This window comes from Calidifontibacillus erzurumensis (assembly GCF_013303125.1).
GTDB lineage: Bacteria > Bacillota > Bacilli > Bacillales > Bacillaceae_J > Calidifontibacillus > Calidifontibacillus erzurumensis.
The window spans coordinates 145,401-161,203 of sequence record NZ_JABTTE010000001.1; the positions used below are offsets into that span (position 1 = coordinate 145,401).

The 15,803-nt window shown below is 35.8% G+C and carries 18 protein-coding genes; 13 read left to right on the top strand and 5 right to left on the bottom strand.

The genetic code is table 11. From position 1 onward, the window contains the following. The first annotated feature begins 48 nt into the window (after positions 1-48). The 10 genes from HR057_RS00770 to HR057_RS00815 all read left to right on the top strand — a co-directional run bounded on the left by HR057_RS00770 (position 49) and on the right by HR057_RS00815 (position 9,117). Positions 49-186, top strand: coding sequence for a YqzL family protein (locus tag HR057_RS00770; protein ID WP_173729491.1), 138 nt, complete (start codon positions 49-51; stop codon positions 184-186). 42 nt (positions 187-228) lie between these two features. Further along, the gene (gene recO / locus HR057_RS00775) at positions 229-978 is read left to right on the top strand and encodes a DNA repair protein RecO (RefSeq protein ID WP_173729492.1); all 750 of its coding nucleotides are present in this window, start codon (positions 229-231) and stop codon (positions 976-978) included. 116 nt (positions 979-1,094) lie between these two features. After that, positions 1,095-1,736 carry a helix-turn-helix transcriptional regulator gene (locus HR057_RS00780; protein ID WP_329955801.1) on the top strand — a complete coding sequence of 214 codons (642 nt, stop codon included), beginning with the start codon at positions 1,095-1,097 and terminating at the stop codon, positions 1,734-1,736. A gap of 52 nt (positions 1,737-1,788) precedes the next feature. Further along, complete coding sequence (locus tag HR057_RS00785; protein ID WP_173729494.1) at positions 1,789-2,595, top strand: pyruvate, water dikinase regulatory protein; 807 nt, start codon at positions 1,789-1,791, stop codon at positions 2,593-2,595. A 401-nt stretch (positions 2,596-2,996) separates the two neighbouring features. Next, entirely contained in the window at positions 2,997-4,811 is a 1,815-nt protein-coding gene (dnaG, locus tag HR057_RS00790) for a DNA primase (protein ID WP_173729495.1), read from the top strand. 40 nt (positions 4,812-4,851) lie between these two features. After that, a complete protein-coding gene (gene rpoD, locus HR057_RS00795) occupies positions 4,852-5,994 on the top strand; it encodes an RNA polymerase sigma factor RpoD (RefSeq protein WP_173729496.1) in 1,143 nt (380 codons plus the stop codon). A 71-nt stretch (positions 5,995-6,065) separates the two neighbouring features. Then, a complete protein-coding gene (locus HR057_RS00800) occupies positions 6,066-6,611 on the top strand; it encodes a hypothetical protein (RefSeq protein WP_173729497.1) in 546 nt (181 codons plus the stop codon). A gap of 197 nt (positions 6,612-6,808) precedes the next feature. Continuing rightward, complete coding sequence (cccA, locus tag HR057_RS00805) at positions 6,809-7,180, top strand: cytochrome c550 (RefSeq protein WP_173729498.1); 372 nt, start codon at positions 6,809-6,811, stop codon at positions 7,178-7,180. Between the two features lie 108 nt (positions 7,181-7,288). Beyond that, entirely contained in the window at positions 7,289-8,002 is a 714-nt protein-coding gene (locus HR057_RS00810; protein WP_173729499.1) for a tRNA (adenine(22)-N(1))-methyltransferase, read from the top strand. After that, entirely contained in the window at positions 7,996-9,117 is a 1,122-nt protein-coding gene (locus tag HR057_RS00815; RefSeq protein ID WP_173729691.1) for a Nif3-like dinuclear metal center hexameric protein, read from the top strand. The genes HR057_RS00810 and HR057_RS00815 overlap by 7 nt, the downstream gene beginning before the upstream one ends. A 98-nt stretch (positions 9,118-9,215) precedes the next feature. Here HR057_RS00815 and HR057_RS00820 read toward each other — a convergent pair whose 3' ends face one another. Both HR057_RS00820 and HR057_RS00825 read right to left on the bottom strand, forming a co-directional pair. Further along, entirely contained in the window at positions 9,216-10,160 is a 945-nt protein-coding gene (locus tag HR057_RS00820; RefSeq protein WP_173729500.1) for a 4-hydroxy-3-methylbut-2-enyl diphosphate reductase, read from the bottom strand. A gap of 89 nt (positions 10,161-10,249) precedes the next feature. Continuing rightward, on the bottom strand, positions 10,250-10,846 hold the full coding sequence (locus HR057_RS00825; protein WP_230474304.1) for a YqfQ family protein: 597 nt from the start codon (positions 10,844-10,846) through the stop codon (positions 10,250-10,252). A gap of 197 nt (positions 10,847-11,043) precedes the next feature. Between HR057_RS00825 and HR057_RS00830 the strand changes: the two genes are divergently transcribed. Continuing rightward, complete coding sequence (locus tag HR057_RS00830; protein ID WP_173729501.1) at positions 11,044-12,363, top strand: DEAD/DEAH box helicase; 1,320 nt, start codon at positions 11,044-11,046, stop codon at positions 12,361-12,363. Between the two features lie 13 nt (positions 12,364-12,376). Next, positions 12,377-13,270 carry a deoxyribonuclease IV gene (locus tag HR057_RS00835; RefSeq protein WP_173729502.1) on the top strand — a complete coding sequence of 298 codons (894 nt, stop codon included), beginning with the start codon at positions 12,377-12,379 and terminating at the stop codon, positions 13,268-13,270. Positions 13,271-13,327: 57 nt separating this feature from the next. On the opposite strand, the gene HR057_RS00840 is transcribed toward HR057_RS00835, so the two are convergent. Beyond that, positions 13,328-13,597 (bottom strand): DUF2624 family protein, encoded by a 270-nt coding sequence (locus tag HR057_RS00840; RefSeq protein WP_173729503.1) that lies wholly within the window; start codon positions 13,595-13,597, stop codon positions 13,328-13,330. Positions 13,598-13,760: 163 nt separating this feature from the next. On the opposite strand from HR057_RS00840, the gene HR057_RS17275 reads away from it, so the two are divergent. Then, positions 13,761-14,132, top strand: a complete 372-nt coding sequence (locus HR057_RS17275; RefSeq protein ID WP_173729504.1) for a DUF4190 domain-containing protein — start codon at positions 13,761-13,763, stop codon at positions 14,130-14,132. 39 nt (positions 14,133-14,171) lie between these two features. Here HR057_RS17275 and ispG read toward each other — a convergent pair whose 3' ends face one another. Further along, positions 14,172-15,263 carry a flavodoxin-dependent (E)-4-hydroxy-3-methylbut-2-enyl-diphosphate synthase gene (gene ispG / locus HR057_RS00850; protein WP_173729505.1) on the bottom strand — a complete coding sequence of 364 codons (1,092 nt, stop codon included), beginning with the start codon at positions 15,261-15,263 and terminating at the stop codon, positions 14,172-14,174. Positions 15,264-15,356: 93 nt separating this feature from the next. Further along, positions 15,357-15,737, bottom strand: a complete 381-nt coding sequence (locus tag HR057_RS00855) for a LysM peptidoglycan-binding domain-containing protein (protein WP_173729506.1) — start codon at positions 15,735-15,737, stop codon at positions 15,357-15,359. Positions 15,738-15,803: the final 66 nt, after the last annotated feature.

The window sequence follows — 15,803 nt, forward strand, 5'->3', positions numbered from 1 at the left end:
AGGAGTTTTAGGTAAGGCTAGTTTAAACATTGAAAGGTGGGGTTTCTTGTGATTGATTTTACCTGGAAAATCTTCGCGAAAACTGGCAACTTAGAAACTTATCTTCTTTTTAAGGAGATTGAAAGGGACTATCAAGAAACTGCTGAAAAAAATGTTAACGAGCTAATTGAAACAGAAGCTCCTTGATCCCTTGACCGTGAATTGTAAAAAAATTGGATGGTGTTAAAATTGCTCCGAAAAGTTGAAGGAATTGTCATCCGAACAACCGATTATGGTGAAACAAATAAAATTGTAATTTTATTTACTAGGGAAATGGGCAAAATCGGTGTGATGGCCCGCGGTGCTAAAAAGCCGCAGAGCAGATTAACTCCAGTTTCCCAATTGTTTATTTACGGTCATTTTCTTGTTCAAATTGGCTCTGGTTTAGGAACATTGCAACAGGGGGAAATCATTTCCTCTTTTCGTAATTTGAGCGAAGATTTATATAAAGCTGCTTATGCTGCTTATCTTGTTGAGTTGACAGATAAGCTGACAGAAGAGAAAAAAACAAACCCTTACTTATTTGAATTGCTTTACCAAACCCTTTATTTTATGAATGAAGGACTAGATATTGAAATTCTTACTTCTATATATGAAATGAAGATGCTTTCGCTTGCTGGCATTCATCCAAAATTGGATGGATGCGCCTCCTGCAGCAATACGGAAGGAAAATTCGCCTTCTCAATTCGGGAAGGCGGTTTTATATGCCATCGATGCTACCATAAAGACCCGAACCACATGCGGATTTCAGAAGCGGCTTTAAAATTGCTTCGGCTATTTTATTTTTTTGATTTAAAACGGCTCGGGAAAATTTCTGTGAAAGATACGACAAAAAAAGAAATAAAAGCAGTTATTTCAGCGCTTTATGATGAATACTCAGGCTTAAACCTTAAATCAAAACGTTTTCTCACCCAACTAGAACGGTTTAATCAACAATAAAATAATGTATCTTGCTTCTTCATTCATATAAATTAAGCTATAATTAATATATCAATAGTATAACACAATTATTACATCATTCTTCCAAATGGATTGTTTTTTGAAGAAGTTCTAAGGTGGTGAGTAAAATAGAACTTAGTAGCCGTCAAGAAAAGATTTTACAAATTGTTAAAGATCATGGGCCGATTACCGGTGAACAAATTGCCGATCAGTTAAATTTAACACGGGCAACTTTACGTCCGGATTTAGCTATTTTAACAATGGCCGGTTATTTAGAGGCCCGGCCTCGAGTAGGCTATTTTTATACAGGAAAAACCGGCTCGCAACTGTTAACAGAAAAGATTAAGAAACTGCAAGTTTACCAATATCAATCAATGCCGGTTGTTGTCGATGAAAGTGTTTCTGTTTATGATGCCATTTGTACCATGTTTCTTGAAGATGTAGGGACTTTATTTGTAGTTGATAAAAATTCTTCTTTAGTAGGTGTTCTTTCTAGGAAAGATCTTTTGCGTGCAAGCCTAGGTAATTCTAACCTCGAGGCAATTCCGGTCAATATTATTATGACAAGAATGCCGAACATAACTTTTTGTCATAAAGATGATCTTATTATTGATGTTGCGGAAAAAATTATAGAAAAACAAATCGATGCGGTACCGGTTGTAAAACATACTGAACATGGTTATGAAGTGATCGGAAGGCTTACAAAAACAAATATGACGAAAGTTTTAGTTGATATTGCTAAAGATGAAATTATTTAAGTTTTTAGGTTTCATTTTGGTTAAGTAATTTATAGAAAGGAATGGAGGAATTTTGGATAACGCCAATGTATATGTAGTCTCCGATTCAGTAGGAGAAACGGCCGAGCTCGTTGTGAAAGCGGCTGCAAGCCAATTTCAATCTTTTAGAATCAATATTAGGCGAATTCCTTATGTTGAAGATACAGAAACATTAAGTGAAGTCGTTTCACTTGCGAAGGAAAATAAGGCAATTATCGCTTTTACACTTGTTGTACCAAGCATGAGGGATTTTTTAATTAATGAAGCATCTAAAGCTGGGGTTCCAGTTGTCGATATTATTGGTCCGATGGTTAAACAAATGCAGGAAAGCTATAATAAGAAGCCTAGGGAAGAACCGGGGTTAGTTCGACAATTGGATGAAGATTATTTCAAAAAGGTGGAAGCTATTGAATTTGCAGTCAAATATGATGACGGTCGGGATCCTCGCGGAATCCTTAGAGCAGATATCGTCCTCTTGGGTGTATCGAGAACTTCAAAAACACCTTTATCACAATATTTAGCATTAAAGCGTTTAAAGGTTGCTAACATTCCGATCGTTCCAGAAGTCGAACCACCGGAAGAATTATTCCAAATTTCCGCTGACCGTTGTTTTGCTTTAAAAATTAGTCCTGAAAAGCTTAATCATATTCGCAAAGAAAGGCTCAAATCGCTCGGATTAAGTGCTTCAGCAAACTATGCCAGCCTTGACAGAATTAAAGAAGAGCTTGCCTATTTTGATAAAGTTGTAGAAAAGATTGGCTGTGAAGTTATTGATGTATCGAATAAAGCAGTTGAAGAAACTGCGAACTTAATATTAAGTAAATATACAAAAAAACATTGAAATAAATGTCTCGCAAAAGACAACGGCTTATCATCATCGTTAAGCCAATGTCACGAGACATTTTTTTATTTTTTTCTAGTAATTTAAATAAATATATATTACAATAAAATATTGTGATTAATGAAAAATATTATGTTTATACTTGACAATGAAAGAATAAACTAGTAGTGGGTTTACGTATAATTCCTTGCCTTTTCGACAAAAATCAAAATTATAAAATAATTTTTCTTAAGAAGGAATCCTTACAATTATGTAGAATAAAAAAGGTGGTGAACATTAAAATATATTTTATACAACCAATTTTAATAAAATATGTCGAAATTTGGAGGAATTTTGAATAAGAAGATAGAATAAATTATAGTAGGTAGAATGATCAACTTCATGTACATGGTGATGAAAAAATGGGAAATCGAATTCCCGAAGAAACCATTGAAGAAATACGAAACAAAATCGACATAGTTGAAGTAATTAGCGAATATGTTCAATTAAAAAAACAAGGTCGAAATTATTTTGGACTTTGTCCTTTCCATGGCGAAAAAACGCCTTCTTTTTCTGTATCTGCTGAAATGCAAATCTATCACTGTTTTGGCTGTGGTGCTAGCGGCAATGTTTTTTCATTCATTATGAATGTTGAGAATTGCACGTTCGTTGAAGCCGTAACGACTCTTGCTGAAAGAATACATATTGATTTGCCAACGACAAGGAATCAACAACCTTTCAATGAAAAAACAAATGATTTTAGTGTAGCATTGCGTGCCCACGACCTGCTACAAAAATTTTATCATCATTTCTTAGTAAATACAAAAGAAGGAAAAGATGCTCTTCTTTATTTAGAAAAAAGGGGATTCACCGATAAAGAAATTGAAAGATTTCAAATCGGCTATGCTCCCAATTCTTCCGATTTGGCAACTAGATTTTTTGAAAAAAGAGGCTTTAATCTTTATGAATTGGTTAAAAGCGGACTTCTTTCAAGAAGGGAAAGTGATGGAAAATTTTATGATCGATTTCGAAATCGCATCATGTTTCCGATTTGGGATCACCAGGGCCGGACCATTGGCTTTGGGGGACGATCACTTAGTGATGAAGAACCAAAATATTTAAATAGTCCTGATACAAAGTTATTTAATAAAGGAAAGATATTGTATGGACTTCATTTGGCAAAACCGGCCATCCGTAAAAAGGAACAGGTCGTTTTGTTTGAAGGATATATCGATGTCATATCCGCCTGGCGCGCTGGTGTTGAAAATGGTGTTGCTACCCTTGGGACTTCCTTAACAGAAGAACAGGCACGAATTATTCGGAGAAATGCAGAAACTGTTGTCATTTGTTATGATTCCGATCATGCAGGTATCAATGCAGCCTACCGGGCACAATCAATTTTAACAAATGTCGGCTGTACAGTACGAATTGCGAAAATGCCAGAAGGTTATGACCCTGATGAATACATTTTAGCTTTTGGACATGAAAGTTTTCAAAAAAATGTAATCGATCAGAGCATGACTCTAATGGCTTTTAAAATGGACTATTTGCGAAAAGGCAAAAATTTAAAAAATGAAGGAGAACTAATTGCCTATATCGAAGAAGTATTGAAAGAAATTAGCATGTTGCCGGGAGCTATTGAAAGGGATCACTATTTAAGGCAGCTTTCTGAGGAATTTTCCATATCGTTAGATGCTTTAAAAAGTGAGCAGTATCAAATTTATAGAAAATTAAGAAAAAACAAGGATATTTCATCTCTATATAGAAATAATAGTAATAATAATTTAAAAGCGGTTATTGTTAATAAGAAACTTCACCCGGCTTATTATAATGCTGAAAGATTGATCCTTGCACATATGCTTAGGAGCAATGAAATTGCCCAACAAATTAAAGAGCAAATTGGTTGCTCATTTAATATAGATTCCCATAATGCTATTGCTCTTTTTATTTATGGCTATTATGAAGAAGGTCATTCCCCAGATGTTAGTGGAATCATTCAAAATATTGATGATGAAGAGCTTAGAAGAATTGTTTCTGAGTTGGCAATGATTGAAATCAATTCGAACATATCCGATGAGGAATTATCTGATTATATAAAGCAGGTGTTGAATTATCCAAAATGGTTAAAAATAAAAGAAATCGAAAGAGAGAAATTACAGGCTTTGAAAGTAAACGATGTAATCAAGGCAGCGCAGCTTACCCAGCAGATGATCGAATTAAAAAAAGACTTGAAATAACTACAACAGATCGTTTGAATTTTTGGAAGGAGGGGAACTGATGGCTGAAAAAAGCGCTCGTTCAAAAGAAAAAGAAGTAGATACAGAATACACGCTTGACCAAGTAAAAGAGCAAATTGTTGAACTCGGAAAAAAGCGTGGTGTCCTTACATTTGATGAAATTGCTGAACGCCTATCGCCTTTTGAACTAGATTCAGACCAGATGGATGAATTTTATGAGTATTTAGCTGATAAAGGAATCGATGTAATTTCCAAAGTAGAACATGATGATGACATGATTGATGATCCTGGTTATCAAGAACTGGAAAAAGAAGAAGAGTTTGATTTAAATGATCTATCGGTTCCACCGGGAGTAAAAATAAACGATCCAGTCCGCATGTATTTAAAAGAAATTGGAAGGGTTGACTTATTGTCTGCCGAAGAAGAGATTGAACTTGCGGAACGAATTGAAAAAGGTGATGAAGAAGCAAAACGCCGTCTTGCCGAAGCAAATTTAAGGCTCGTTGTTAGTATAGCCAAACGGTATGTTGGACGTGGCATGTTATTCCTTGATTTAATTCAAGAAGGAAACATGGGATTAATCAAGGCAGTTGAAAAATTTGATCATCGGAAAGGGTTCAAATTCAGTACGTATGCAACTTGGTGGATCCGTCAAGCTATTACACGTGCGATTGCTGACCAAGCAAGAACAATTCGTATTCCGGTTCATATGGTAGAAACAATCAATAAGTTGATTCGTGTTCAAAGGCAATTGCTTCAAGACTTAGGACGTGAACCAACCCCAGAAGAAATTGCTGAAGAAATGGATTTAACGCCAGAAAAAGTTCGTGAAATTTTAAAAATTGCTCAAGAGCCAGTTTCTTTGGAAACACCGATCGGCGAAGAGGACGACTCACATTTAGGCGATTTTATCGAAGACCAAGAAGCAACATCACCATCCGATGCTGCTGCTTATGAACTTTTAAAAGAACAGTTGGAAGATGTATTAGATACATTAACAGATCGAGAAGAAAATGTTTTGCGTCTTCGCTTTGGGTTAGATGATGGCAGAACTCGGACACTTGAAGAAGTTGGTAAAGTGTTTGGTGTAACAAGAGAACGTATCCGTCAAATTGAAGCAAAAGCATTGCGGAAGTTACGTCATCCAAGCAGAAGTAAACGCCTCAAAGACTTTTTGGAATAAAACGTTGGGAAATAGTTTACTTCATGTATAAGGAAGTAAACTATTTTTTGTTTTTTTTTGAGGTGAAATATATGGATAAAAATAGAAAAGAAATTATCTTAAAAGAAATCCATTTTTGGAAAGAGCATCATCTACTACCTGAACATTATTGCAATTTTTTAATCACCTTATATACAGAAGGTTCTGAATCTGAACGTAAGATTTATGAAAAAAAACAGGTTGGATTACATAAAAAATTGTTTAGTTATTTCTTTTATGCTTATTTACTATTGCAGTTCTTATTAACGGTAGTTGTTTTATATTTTACTGAAATGTCGATTGATTTGCAAATTGCTTCAGTCTCATTTTTTTTAATAGTAAACGCGCTAAGCATCGTTTACTTGTGGAAGAAAAAGCGACAGTTTTTTCATATTGCTCTCATCATTGGGGTATTAATACTATTTCTTACAACCGTTCATGTTAGTTCATTACTAACGGATGAATCCATTTATTTCTTTTTTACAGTGTTGTTAAATTGTGCATTTTGGGTATTCATCGGGTTTCGACTGCATTTAAAATATTTAATTATTTCTGGCATTTTGGGAGCTAGTCTTTTGATCATTTATTCATATTTGTAAATAGCTGTAACTTGAATATTATATTTTTTTATTAACAATCTAATAATAGGAAGAATTTATTATTTTACTTAATGAAAAAATAAAAAATATTTAAATTGTGCAATACCTCTTCCACGAAACAACTATTTCAAGTAAAATAAATAGTGTTGCAAACAATCGGGAAAATTGTGAATTTTGTACATAAGGAGGAAGAAAAAATGAACCGCAATCCATTAATGCCATTTGCACTTATTGCTATTTTAGGTATCGTTTTAATGGTAGGGGTCTCGTATTGGGGATTAAACAATGCGGACAAGCTTCTTGCTGCAGAGGAGGGCGAGCAAACGAATACAGAACAAGCTGGACCTGCTGCTGATGATCCAGAAGGATTAGTTAAAGCAAGCTGTGCATCATGTCATGGACAAAATCTTGAAGGTGGAGTAGGACCAGCATTAGCTGATGTTGGCAGCCGCTTATCTGCTGAAGAAATTGCTAATATTATTAACAATGGCCAAGGTGCAATGCCTCCTGGATTAGTTGACCCTGAAAAAGCGGAAGCAATTGCAGGATGGCTAGCAGAGCAAAAATAATTTAGATTTTCTAGCAAGCTTTCTATCTCAAGGTAGAAAGCTTTTTACTTTTTTATTCGAGAAGATTATAGTATACATAGCAATTATTGAAAAATTATAGGTGATAGAATGAATGAGATGGTTTTATCAAAGAGGTTGAAAAAAGTTTCAAATGAAATCCCTCCCGGTTCCAAATTAGCTGATATCGGTTCTGACCATGCTTATTTACCATGTTATGCTGTTCTTGAAGGATTGGCTGTATATGCTGTTGCGGGAGAAGTGAACGAAGGACCTTATCAATCGGCCAAAAAACAGGTTGAAAAATTGAAGTTGGAAGATAGAATAAAGGTTCGAAAAGGCGATGGTTTGGAAGTCTTACAAAATGGAGAAGTCAGTGTAATTACCATTGCAGGAATGGGCGGGATATTAATAAGTGAAATTTTAGAGACTGGCAAAGAAAAACTTGAAGGAGTAAAAAGGTTAATTCTTCAACCAAATGTTGGAGCTAAAAATGTTAGACGTTGGCTTATTGAAAATGGTTGGGAACTTATAAAAGAACATATATTGGAAGAAGATCAAAAAATATATGAAATTCTCGTTGCTGAACGCGGGAACCCGCTCGCTCCATATCAAAATGAAAAGCTTGAATCAGCTTTATTGCTCGGTCCATTTCTAATGAAAGAGAAAAATGAAGTATTTATAAAAAAATGGACATATGAACTTGCGAAATGGAAAAAAATTATGAAGCAGTTGGAAAATGCAGTATTAAATGATGAAACGATTGAAAAAAGAGAGAGAATCATGAATAAAATAGCAATAGTAGAGGAGGTTTTGCAATCATGAAATTTGCAAATGGCCAAGAAATCATCCAGGAGTTTGAAAGATTTGCTCCAAAATATTTAGCAATGGATGGGGACAAAATAGGTTTACAAATCGGCACGCTGAACAAGCCGATAAAAAAGGTGATGGTTGCCTTAGATGTTTTGGAAGAGGTTATTGATGAAGCTATAAAAGAAGAAGTAGATTTGATCATTGCCCACCATCCACCTATCTACAATCCATTAAAAACAGTCATCACTGACAATCCATCTGGTAGAATTGTTTCTAAATGTTTAAAACATGATATTGCCGTTTATGCAGCGCATACGAATTTAGATATTGCAAATGGAGGAGTTAACGATCTGTTAGCAGCTGCATTAGGATTGCAAAATATTGAAGTGCTCGCACCGACTTATGAAGAGCGATTAAAAAAACTTGCAGTTTATGTTCCTGAGAGCCATGCGGAACAACTTAGAAATGCTTTAGGAAAAGCAGGAGCGGGAAATATCGGCAATTACAGTAATTGTACATTTAATACTGCCGGTACCGGCACTTTTTTGCCAAATGATGAGGCTAATCCATTTATTGGTACGGCACGAAAGCTCGAATTTGTAGATGAAATTAAAATTGAAACGATTTTCCCTGCATCGATTCAAAATAAAGTGATTCGTGCTCTTTTAAATGTCCATCCTTATGAAGAGCCAGCGTATGATATTTATCCTTTAGAAAATGAAGGAGAAATTTTCGGATTGGGACGGATCGGTTTTCTACCGCAAGAAATGACGTTAAAACAGTTTGCGGAACATGTAAAGAAAAGTTTTGAAGTGCCTTTTGTTCGCGTCGTTGGTAAATTGGATGCAACGGTTCGGAAAGTGGCTGTTCTTGGAGGAGATGGAAATAAATTTTGGACAAAAGCTAAGTTTAAAGGTGCCGATGTTTATGTGACGGGCGATGTGTATTATCACGTTGCCCATGATGCGATGATGGAAGGACTTCATATTGTAGATCCTGGCCATAACGTCGAGAAAGTGATGAAACAAGGGGTCGCTAATATCTTGGAAAACTTTATAATAGAAAAAAAATATAATACAAAAGTAATCATTTCCCGCATTCATACGGATCCGTTCCAAGTAGTATAAATTATCATAATTGGCACGAGCGATGAAAAATATTTGCATTAAAAAAGGTGTATATTGCTTATATTAGTAATATACACCTTAATGTTTTCATCAATCGTTTATCGTTTAATTTTCGGCAATATTTTGTCTAAAGTGACTTTACGTTCAATTTTCCAAGTAGATTCATCATTAGGGTCAAATTGTTCTAAAAATGCAATTACTTCTTTTGTAATAGGTGTAGGTGTTGAAGCCCCGGCAGTTACAGCAACCTTTTTGATATTTTTTAACCAATCAATATTAATTTCGGATACGTCAGCAATTCGATAGGCAGGGGTGCCTGCAATTTCCTCTGAAACTTGTGCTAAACGATTTGAATTGTTGCTGCGCGGGTCACCGACTACTATCGTCAAATCAGCATCTTTTGCTTGTTCAGCAACTGCTTCTTGACGAACTTGTGTAGCCATGCAAATTTCATTATGAATCTCTGCTTGTGGATATTTTTCTTTTACCTTTTTCATTATATCGGCAACATCCCATTGGCTCATCGTTGTTTGATTTGTTACGATAATTTTATCGGATTTAATCTCAAGGTTTTCAAGATCTTGTTCATTTTCAATTAAATGAACAATTTCTGGTGCGATTCCAAGAGCACCTTCTGGTTCTGGATGGCCTTTTTTGCCGATATAAATGACTTCATAGCCTTTTGATTTGGCATCACGGATGAGATCATGAGTTCTTGTGACGTCAGGGCAAGTAGCATCAAGAACTGTTAGCCCGCGTTCCTCAGCGAGCTTTTTAACTTCAGGAGAAACACCATGTGCTGTAAAAATTACTGTGCCTTCGGTTATTTCTTCAAGAAGTTCTTTTCTTGACTTTCCTTTTATATCCAATGTGATTATATTTTCTTTTGCAAATGCTTCTGTAACATGTTGATTATGAACAATCATACCTAATATATATATAGGTCTAGGTAAATTTTTATCGAGTGCTGCGTTTTGGGCAATTACCATTGCATCAACAACACCGTGGCAATAGCCTCTAGGAGAAATTTTTATAACTTCCATCCCGAGACCCTCCTTTCGTAACTCCATTAACTTTAGGTTATCCGCTTATTAATTATAAGCGAGAGGCGCAGGAATTACAAAGGAAAGTCCTAAATATATAATTTTGGTTTTGATGGTCTCGTCTTCAGTTCTTTTGGCTTGTTTGTTGTTTTATGAATGAATAATTGTTCTTCTTGATGTTGCATATGTTCATCAGAGTCACTATTTTCATTCTCCGAATCGTTCGTTTCATTAGAATCTATACTATTTAATTCTTTCATCATTTTTAACATGGCTGGCATGTTCTTAATAAAAGGCCCATATTGCTGAACCATTGGTCCGATTTGTTGAGCAATGCCGATCGCTTTTTGAATATTATTTAACATGCCGGGGAGACCGCCTGATGAGAAATTTCCTAGTAAATTTGAGAATCCGCTTGCCCCACCAAACATTTGAGGACCTACACCTGGTTGAAATCCCGATCCAAACATGTTAGGAAAATTAAAGCCGTGAGAACCGAAACCGATACCTCCCTGGAAAGGCGCATGATTCCCTCCAAAGCCGAAAAGCTTAGAAAATAATTGTCCAAATCCTCTCGGCTGATGATGCATTGGATTTGGCATCATTGGCCATTGTCTAAACGGGTATTTGGTTGGTCGTTGTATTGGCATACGCATTGGGAAACCGTTCTGTCTATAAGGAAACATTCTATTCCTCCTTTCTTAAATGAAATAACACATCCGCTCATAGTTAAAATATGCGGAATTTGTACGAAAGTGTTAGTTGCTCAAATGTTTGGTTAAAATGAAAAGGCGGTATTGTTAGATATTTTTTCATGTTTGTCTTATACTAATAAGATGATAGAAAAATTATAGTTACGAAAACAAATAAGGGGATTTACTAAATGGAGAAATCAACATTTACCCAATTTGAATTAAAAGCATTTTTGCTAGAAGCTATCGAACATATTGGTTTTCAAAAGCCAACAGAAATCCAAGCAAGAATTATTCCAATTATAAAAAAAGGTGAAAGTGTAATCGGCCAATCGCAAACAGGCACGGGAAAAACCCATGCTTACTTACTTCCAGTTCTCGACCGTATAAACCCACAAAAGGAACAAGTCCAAGCTGTCATAACAGCACCTACAAGAGAACTTGCTAGTCAAATTTTCGAAGAATTAAACAAGCTTATCTCTTTTTGTCCGGAACAAGAACAAATAACAGCAAAACTTTTTATTGGTGGTACGGACAAGCTTCGAGCGATCGAAAAACTAAAGAGCCAACCACATGTCGTCGTCGGTACACCTGGCCGAATTAACGATCTCATTAAAGAACAGGCATTATTTGTTCATACAGGTACGATGCTTGTTGTAGATGAAGCGGATTTAATGTTGGATATGGGATTTATATTTGATGTTGATCAAATTGCTGCACGGATGGCACAGGAGTTGCAAATGCTCGTATTTTCGGCAACAATCCCTGAAAAATTAAAACCTTTTTTGAAAAAATATTTAGAAAATCCTACATTTACTGCTGTTGCTCCTAGACAAGTGGCAGCTGAGAAAATTGAACATTTATTAATACCATTAAGGCATCGTGACAAAATAGAACTCGTATATGAAATTTCCAAACAATTTAATCCATATTTAGCACTTATTTTTACAAATACGAAAGTAATAGCAGATGAAGTGGCTGATCGTTTGCTTGAAAAAGGATTAAAAGTTGGACGGATCCATGGAGATTTAACACCTCGTGAAAGAAAGAAAATGATGAAGCAAATAAAAGATCTCGAGTACCAATTCATAGTTGCCACCGATTTGGCATCAAGGGGCATTGATATTGAAGGTGTCAGTCATGTTATTAACTATGAATTGCCATCGGATTTAGCTTTTTATATTCATAGGGTTGGCCGAACAGCTCGTGCAGGATTTTCAGGGACTGCAGCTACCATTTATGAAGCTCGTGATCGACATGCTTTGGACAAGCTTGAAAAAATGGGGATTGATTTTAAACATGTCGACATTAGAAATGGAGAATGGATTGATTTAGGTGTACGAGACAAAAGAAAAGAAAGAAAAAAACAATTGGACGAACCTGAAATAATTGCACATAAAGTGATTAAAAAACCTAAAACTGTGAAGCCGGGTTATAAAAAGAAGCGCCAACAATTAATTGAACAGTTTGTTAGAAGAGAAAAGAGGAAAATGAAAAAACGAAGTAAATAAAGGGAGAGGAATTATGTTATTAATTGGATCACACGTTTCAATGAGCGGGAAAAAAATGCTTCTAGGAGCGAGCGAGGAAGCCGTTTCCTATGGAGCGAATACGTTTATGATTTATACAGGTGCCCCGCAAAATACGAGAAGGAAACCGATTGAAGAATTAAATATTGAGGCAGGCCTTTTGCATATGAAAAACAACGGCATTGAAGAAATTATTGTACATGCCCCGTACATCATTAATATCGGTAATAGTGAAAAATTAGAAACATTTAAGCTAGGTGTTGATTTTTTGCGTTCTGAAATTGAAAGAACGGAAGCCATTGGAGCAAAGCAAATTGTGCTCCATCCTGGTGCACATGTCGGTGCGGGAGTCGAAAAAGGAATTAAAAAAATTATCGAAGGTTTAAATGAAGTTTTAACAAAAGACCAAAATGTTCAAATTGCTCTTGAAACGATGGCAGGCAAAGGTTCAGAATGCGGAAGTACGTTTGAAGAACTTGCCCAAATCATTGACGGGACTACCCATTATGAAAAATTATCGATCTGCTTTGATACATGCCATACCCATGATGCCGGTTATGATATTGTTAATGATTTTGACGGTGTGCTTGAAGAATTTGACCGTATTATCGGACTTGACCGTCTAAAAGTTTTGCATATTAATGACAGCAAAAACGAACGTGGGGCGCGAAAAGACCGCCACGAAAATATCGGTTTTGGAAAAATAGGCTTTGAAGCGTTAAATTATATCGTACATCACCCGCAATTGGAACATATACCAAAGATTCTTGAAACACCATATGTAGGTGAGGATAAGAACAATCAAAAACCACCGTATCGGTTTGAAATAGCAATGCTAAAATCAAAGCAATTTGATGAAAATCTTTTAGAAAAAATTGTTCAGCAATAAAAAATGGAAGTTGGAGAGGCTGAGAAAAGGTTCATAACCTTCGCTCAGCTTTTTTATTTAAAGTTTATTTTTAAACTCATTAAGCAATTGGTTTGCCTTTTTAGCTAAATGTATATTTACTTCTTTTCCAATTTTTTTTATTATTTTCCGATGTTGCTCATCATCATTAACATTTATTGATCGTTCCGCTTTTAATATACTGATGATTTTGGCAGCTTCATTTTTCGTTAAGCTCACATTGTATTTTTTTGCATGGACTAACAATTCATCCGGTGTAATGGCTTTTAATTTTTGATTGATAAACTGTTGTACGATCATACGATTCATTGTATGCCTTTCCCCTCTCTTTATGCCGCTTACATATATTCATCATATGTGCTCTCATTAAAGTGGTTCTATCCAAAAATTGATAAGGACAGTTATAAATGATTCGTGAAAAAAAAGTCTATACTATGAATGCTCCTCAAATTATGAAAGTGAGGGATCTTTAGTGGAAGATGAAAAATTAAATGAACAACGACAAAAAAACGTTGAAATACGAGAGCGCAATGATTGGGGTACGACAACCTCCGATTATCATGAAGAGACCGCGACAGAAGTGGCACCTAATATTAACGGCAGACAAGGACAATTATCGGGTCAGAGAGATGCAAATGAAGAAACTGGCGGCAGGGTGATGGGAGCTATTGCATTAGCATTGTCACTACTCGCGTTGTTTTATGCACCAGTCCTTTTTGGAGCCGCAGGGATAATTGTTGGTTTTATAGCACGTCGAAGAGGAGCAAGCGGTCTTGGAAATTGGGCAATTGGTATCGGTGTTGTGGCAATGATCATCGACTTATTTATCGACCCGTTTTTCTAGAGGTGAGTAATATTAAAAGGAGCTTAGCCATATAGAAGGCTAAGCTCTTTGTTTCTGATAATATTCTTCTGCCAATTGATCCACTTCTTTTTTTAGTTCTTCTACAAGTTTTTCCTCTGGTACTTTCCGAACAATTTCCCCATGGCGGAAAAGTAATCCTTCTCCTCGGGCACCGGCAATTCCTATATCTGCTTCGCGGGCTTCTCCAGGTCCATTCACTGCACAGCCAAGAACGGCCACTTTAATCGGTGCTTTAATTTTTGCGATATATTCTTCAATTTCATTGGCAATGCTAATTAAATCAATTTCAATTCTTCCGCATGTTGGGCAGGAAATAAGGGTTGCTGCATTAGCTGCTAAACCAAATGCTTTCAATAGCTCCCTTGCGACTTTTACTTCTTCAACTGGATCAGCACTTAAAGATATACGTATTGTATTTCCGATTCCTTTGCTTAAAATAGCTCCTAATCCTGCTGCACTTTTCACTGTACCTGCAAAAAGTGTTCCAGATTCTGTAATTCCTAAATGGAGTGGATAATCAAAAGCTCTTGCTGCTTTTTCATATGCTTCAATTGCCAAATTAACATCTGATGCTTTTAATGAAACGATAATATTATGGAAATCAAGATCTTCTAATATTTTAATATGATAGAGCGCACTTTCTACCATGCCATCGGCTGTAGGATAGCCATATTTATCTAAAATTCTTTTTTCAAGGGATCCGGCATTGACACCAATGCGGATTGGAACTCCTCTTTCTTTTGCTGCTTTAACTACGGCTTCTATTTTTTCTCGTTTTCCGATATTACCAGGGTTAATTCGAATTTTGTCAGCCCCGCCTTCAATTGCTTTTAGAGCGAGACGGTAATCAAAGTGAATATCTACAACAAGCGGGATGTTAATTCGTTTTTTTATTTCAGGGATTGCATTTGCCGCACGTTCATCTGGACAAGCAACACGAACAATTTGGCAACCTGCTTCTTCTAAGCGTTTTATTTGTGCAACCGTTCCGTCAACATCGTGTGTTTTTGTGGTTGTCATACTTTGGATAATGACTTCATTGTTTCCACCGATCGTCAAATTCCCTACTTTAATCGGGCGGGTTTTTGTACGATGTGTTATCTCATTCATGCGAAAAACGCTCCTTCATAATGGTATACTTATTTATTGTACCAATGTCTTCAAAAAAATGACAAGAGTTTTAGCTGAAGGAGCTGATATTGTTTACTTGTTATAGACAGGAAATTTGTATGTTTTTCCTACTTGAATGAGTTCAGGTGTTGTATTTGGATTTAATTGTTGAAAATCGGTTATTAATTGAGAGATTGAAACTGGGAGCGGACCTCCTTGAAGTTTTTCTACAATTGATAGGACTGTTTCACCAGCTTTTACTTCAACTTCTATATAAGAATAGTCGCCATTATTCGCATCTGTCGCTGTTTCCTCTTCGTTTACACTTTCCTTTTCATCGCTTATTTTTTCATCCATTTCATCTTTTTTAAACAAAACGACGGAAGCAGGTGTACTTAAAACTCCTTCGCTTAAATCATAATAAATAACATATAAGACAAACAAAAATAGTAAAAGCCCAAGCAATTTTTTCATTTTTGAATCACCGCTTTTTCCTTTTTTACCACTTTATGCTTGTCTATGTAAAATATGAATACTATA

Bases quoted from the DNA above. Each gene is read 5' to 3' on its own strand.
- dnaG (WP_173729495.1), top strand. From the start codon at position 2,997: ATGGGAAATCGAATTCCCGAAGAAACCATTGAAGAAATACGAAACAAA.
- rpoD (WP_173729496.1), top strand. From the start codon at position 4,852: ATGGCTGAAAAAAGCGCTCGTTCAAAAGAAAAAGAAGTAGATACAGAA.
- HR057_RS00800 (WP_173729497.1), top strand. From the start codon at position 6,066: ATGGATAAAAATAGAAAAGAAATTATCTTAAAAGAAATCCATTTTTGG.
- cccA (WP_173729498.1), top strand. From the start codon at position 6,809: ATGAACCGCAATCCATTAATGCCATTTGCACTTATTGCTATTTTAGGT.
- HR057_RS00810 (WP_173729499.1), top strand. From the start codon at position 7,289: ATGAATGAGATGGTTTTATCAAAGAGGTTGAAAAAAGTTTCAAATGAA.
- HR057_RS00820 (WP_173729500.1), bottom strand. From the start codon at position 10,160: ATGGAAGTTATAAAAATTTCTCCTAGAGGCTATTGCCACGGTGTTGTT.
- HR057_RS00825 (WP_230474304.1), bottom strand. From the start codon at position 10,846: ATGTTTCCTTATAGACAGAACGGTTTCCCAATGCGTATGCCAATACAA.
- HR057_RS00830 (WP_173729501.1), top strand. From the start codon at position 11,044: ATGGAGAAATCAACATTTACCCAATTTGAATTAAAAGCATTTTTGCTA.
- HR057_RS00835 (WP_173729502.1), top strand. From the start codon at position 12,377: ATGTTATTAATTGGATCACACGTTTCAATGAGCGGGAAAAAAATGCTT.
- HR057_RS00840 (WP_173729503.1), bottom strand. From the start codon at position 13,597: ATGAATCGTATGATCGTACAACAGTTTATCAATCAAAAATTAAAAGCC.
- ispG (WP_173729505.1), bottom strand. From the start codon at position 15,263: ATGAATGAGATAACACATCGTACAAAAACCCGCCCGATTAAAGTAGGG.
- HR057_RS00855 (WP_173729506.1), bottom strand. From the start codon at position 15,737: ATGAAAAAATTGCTTGGGCTTTTACTATTTTTGTTTGTCTTATATGTT.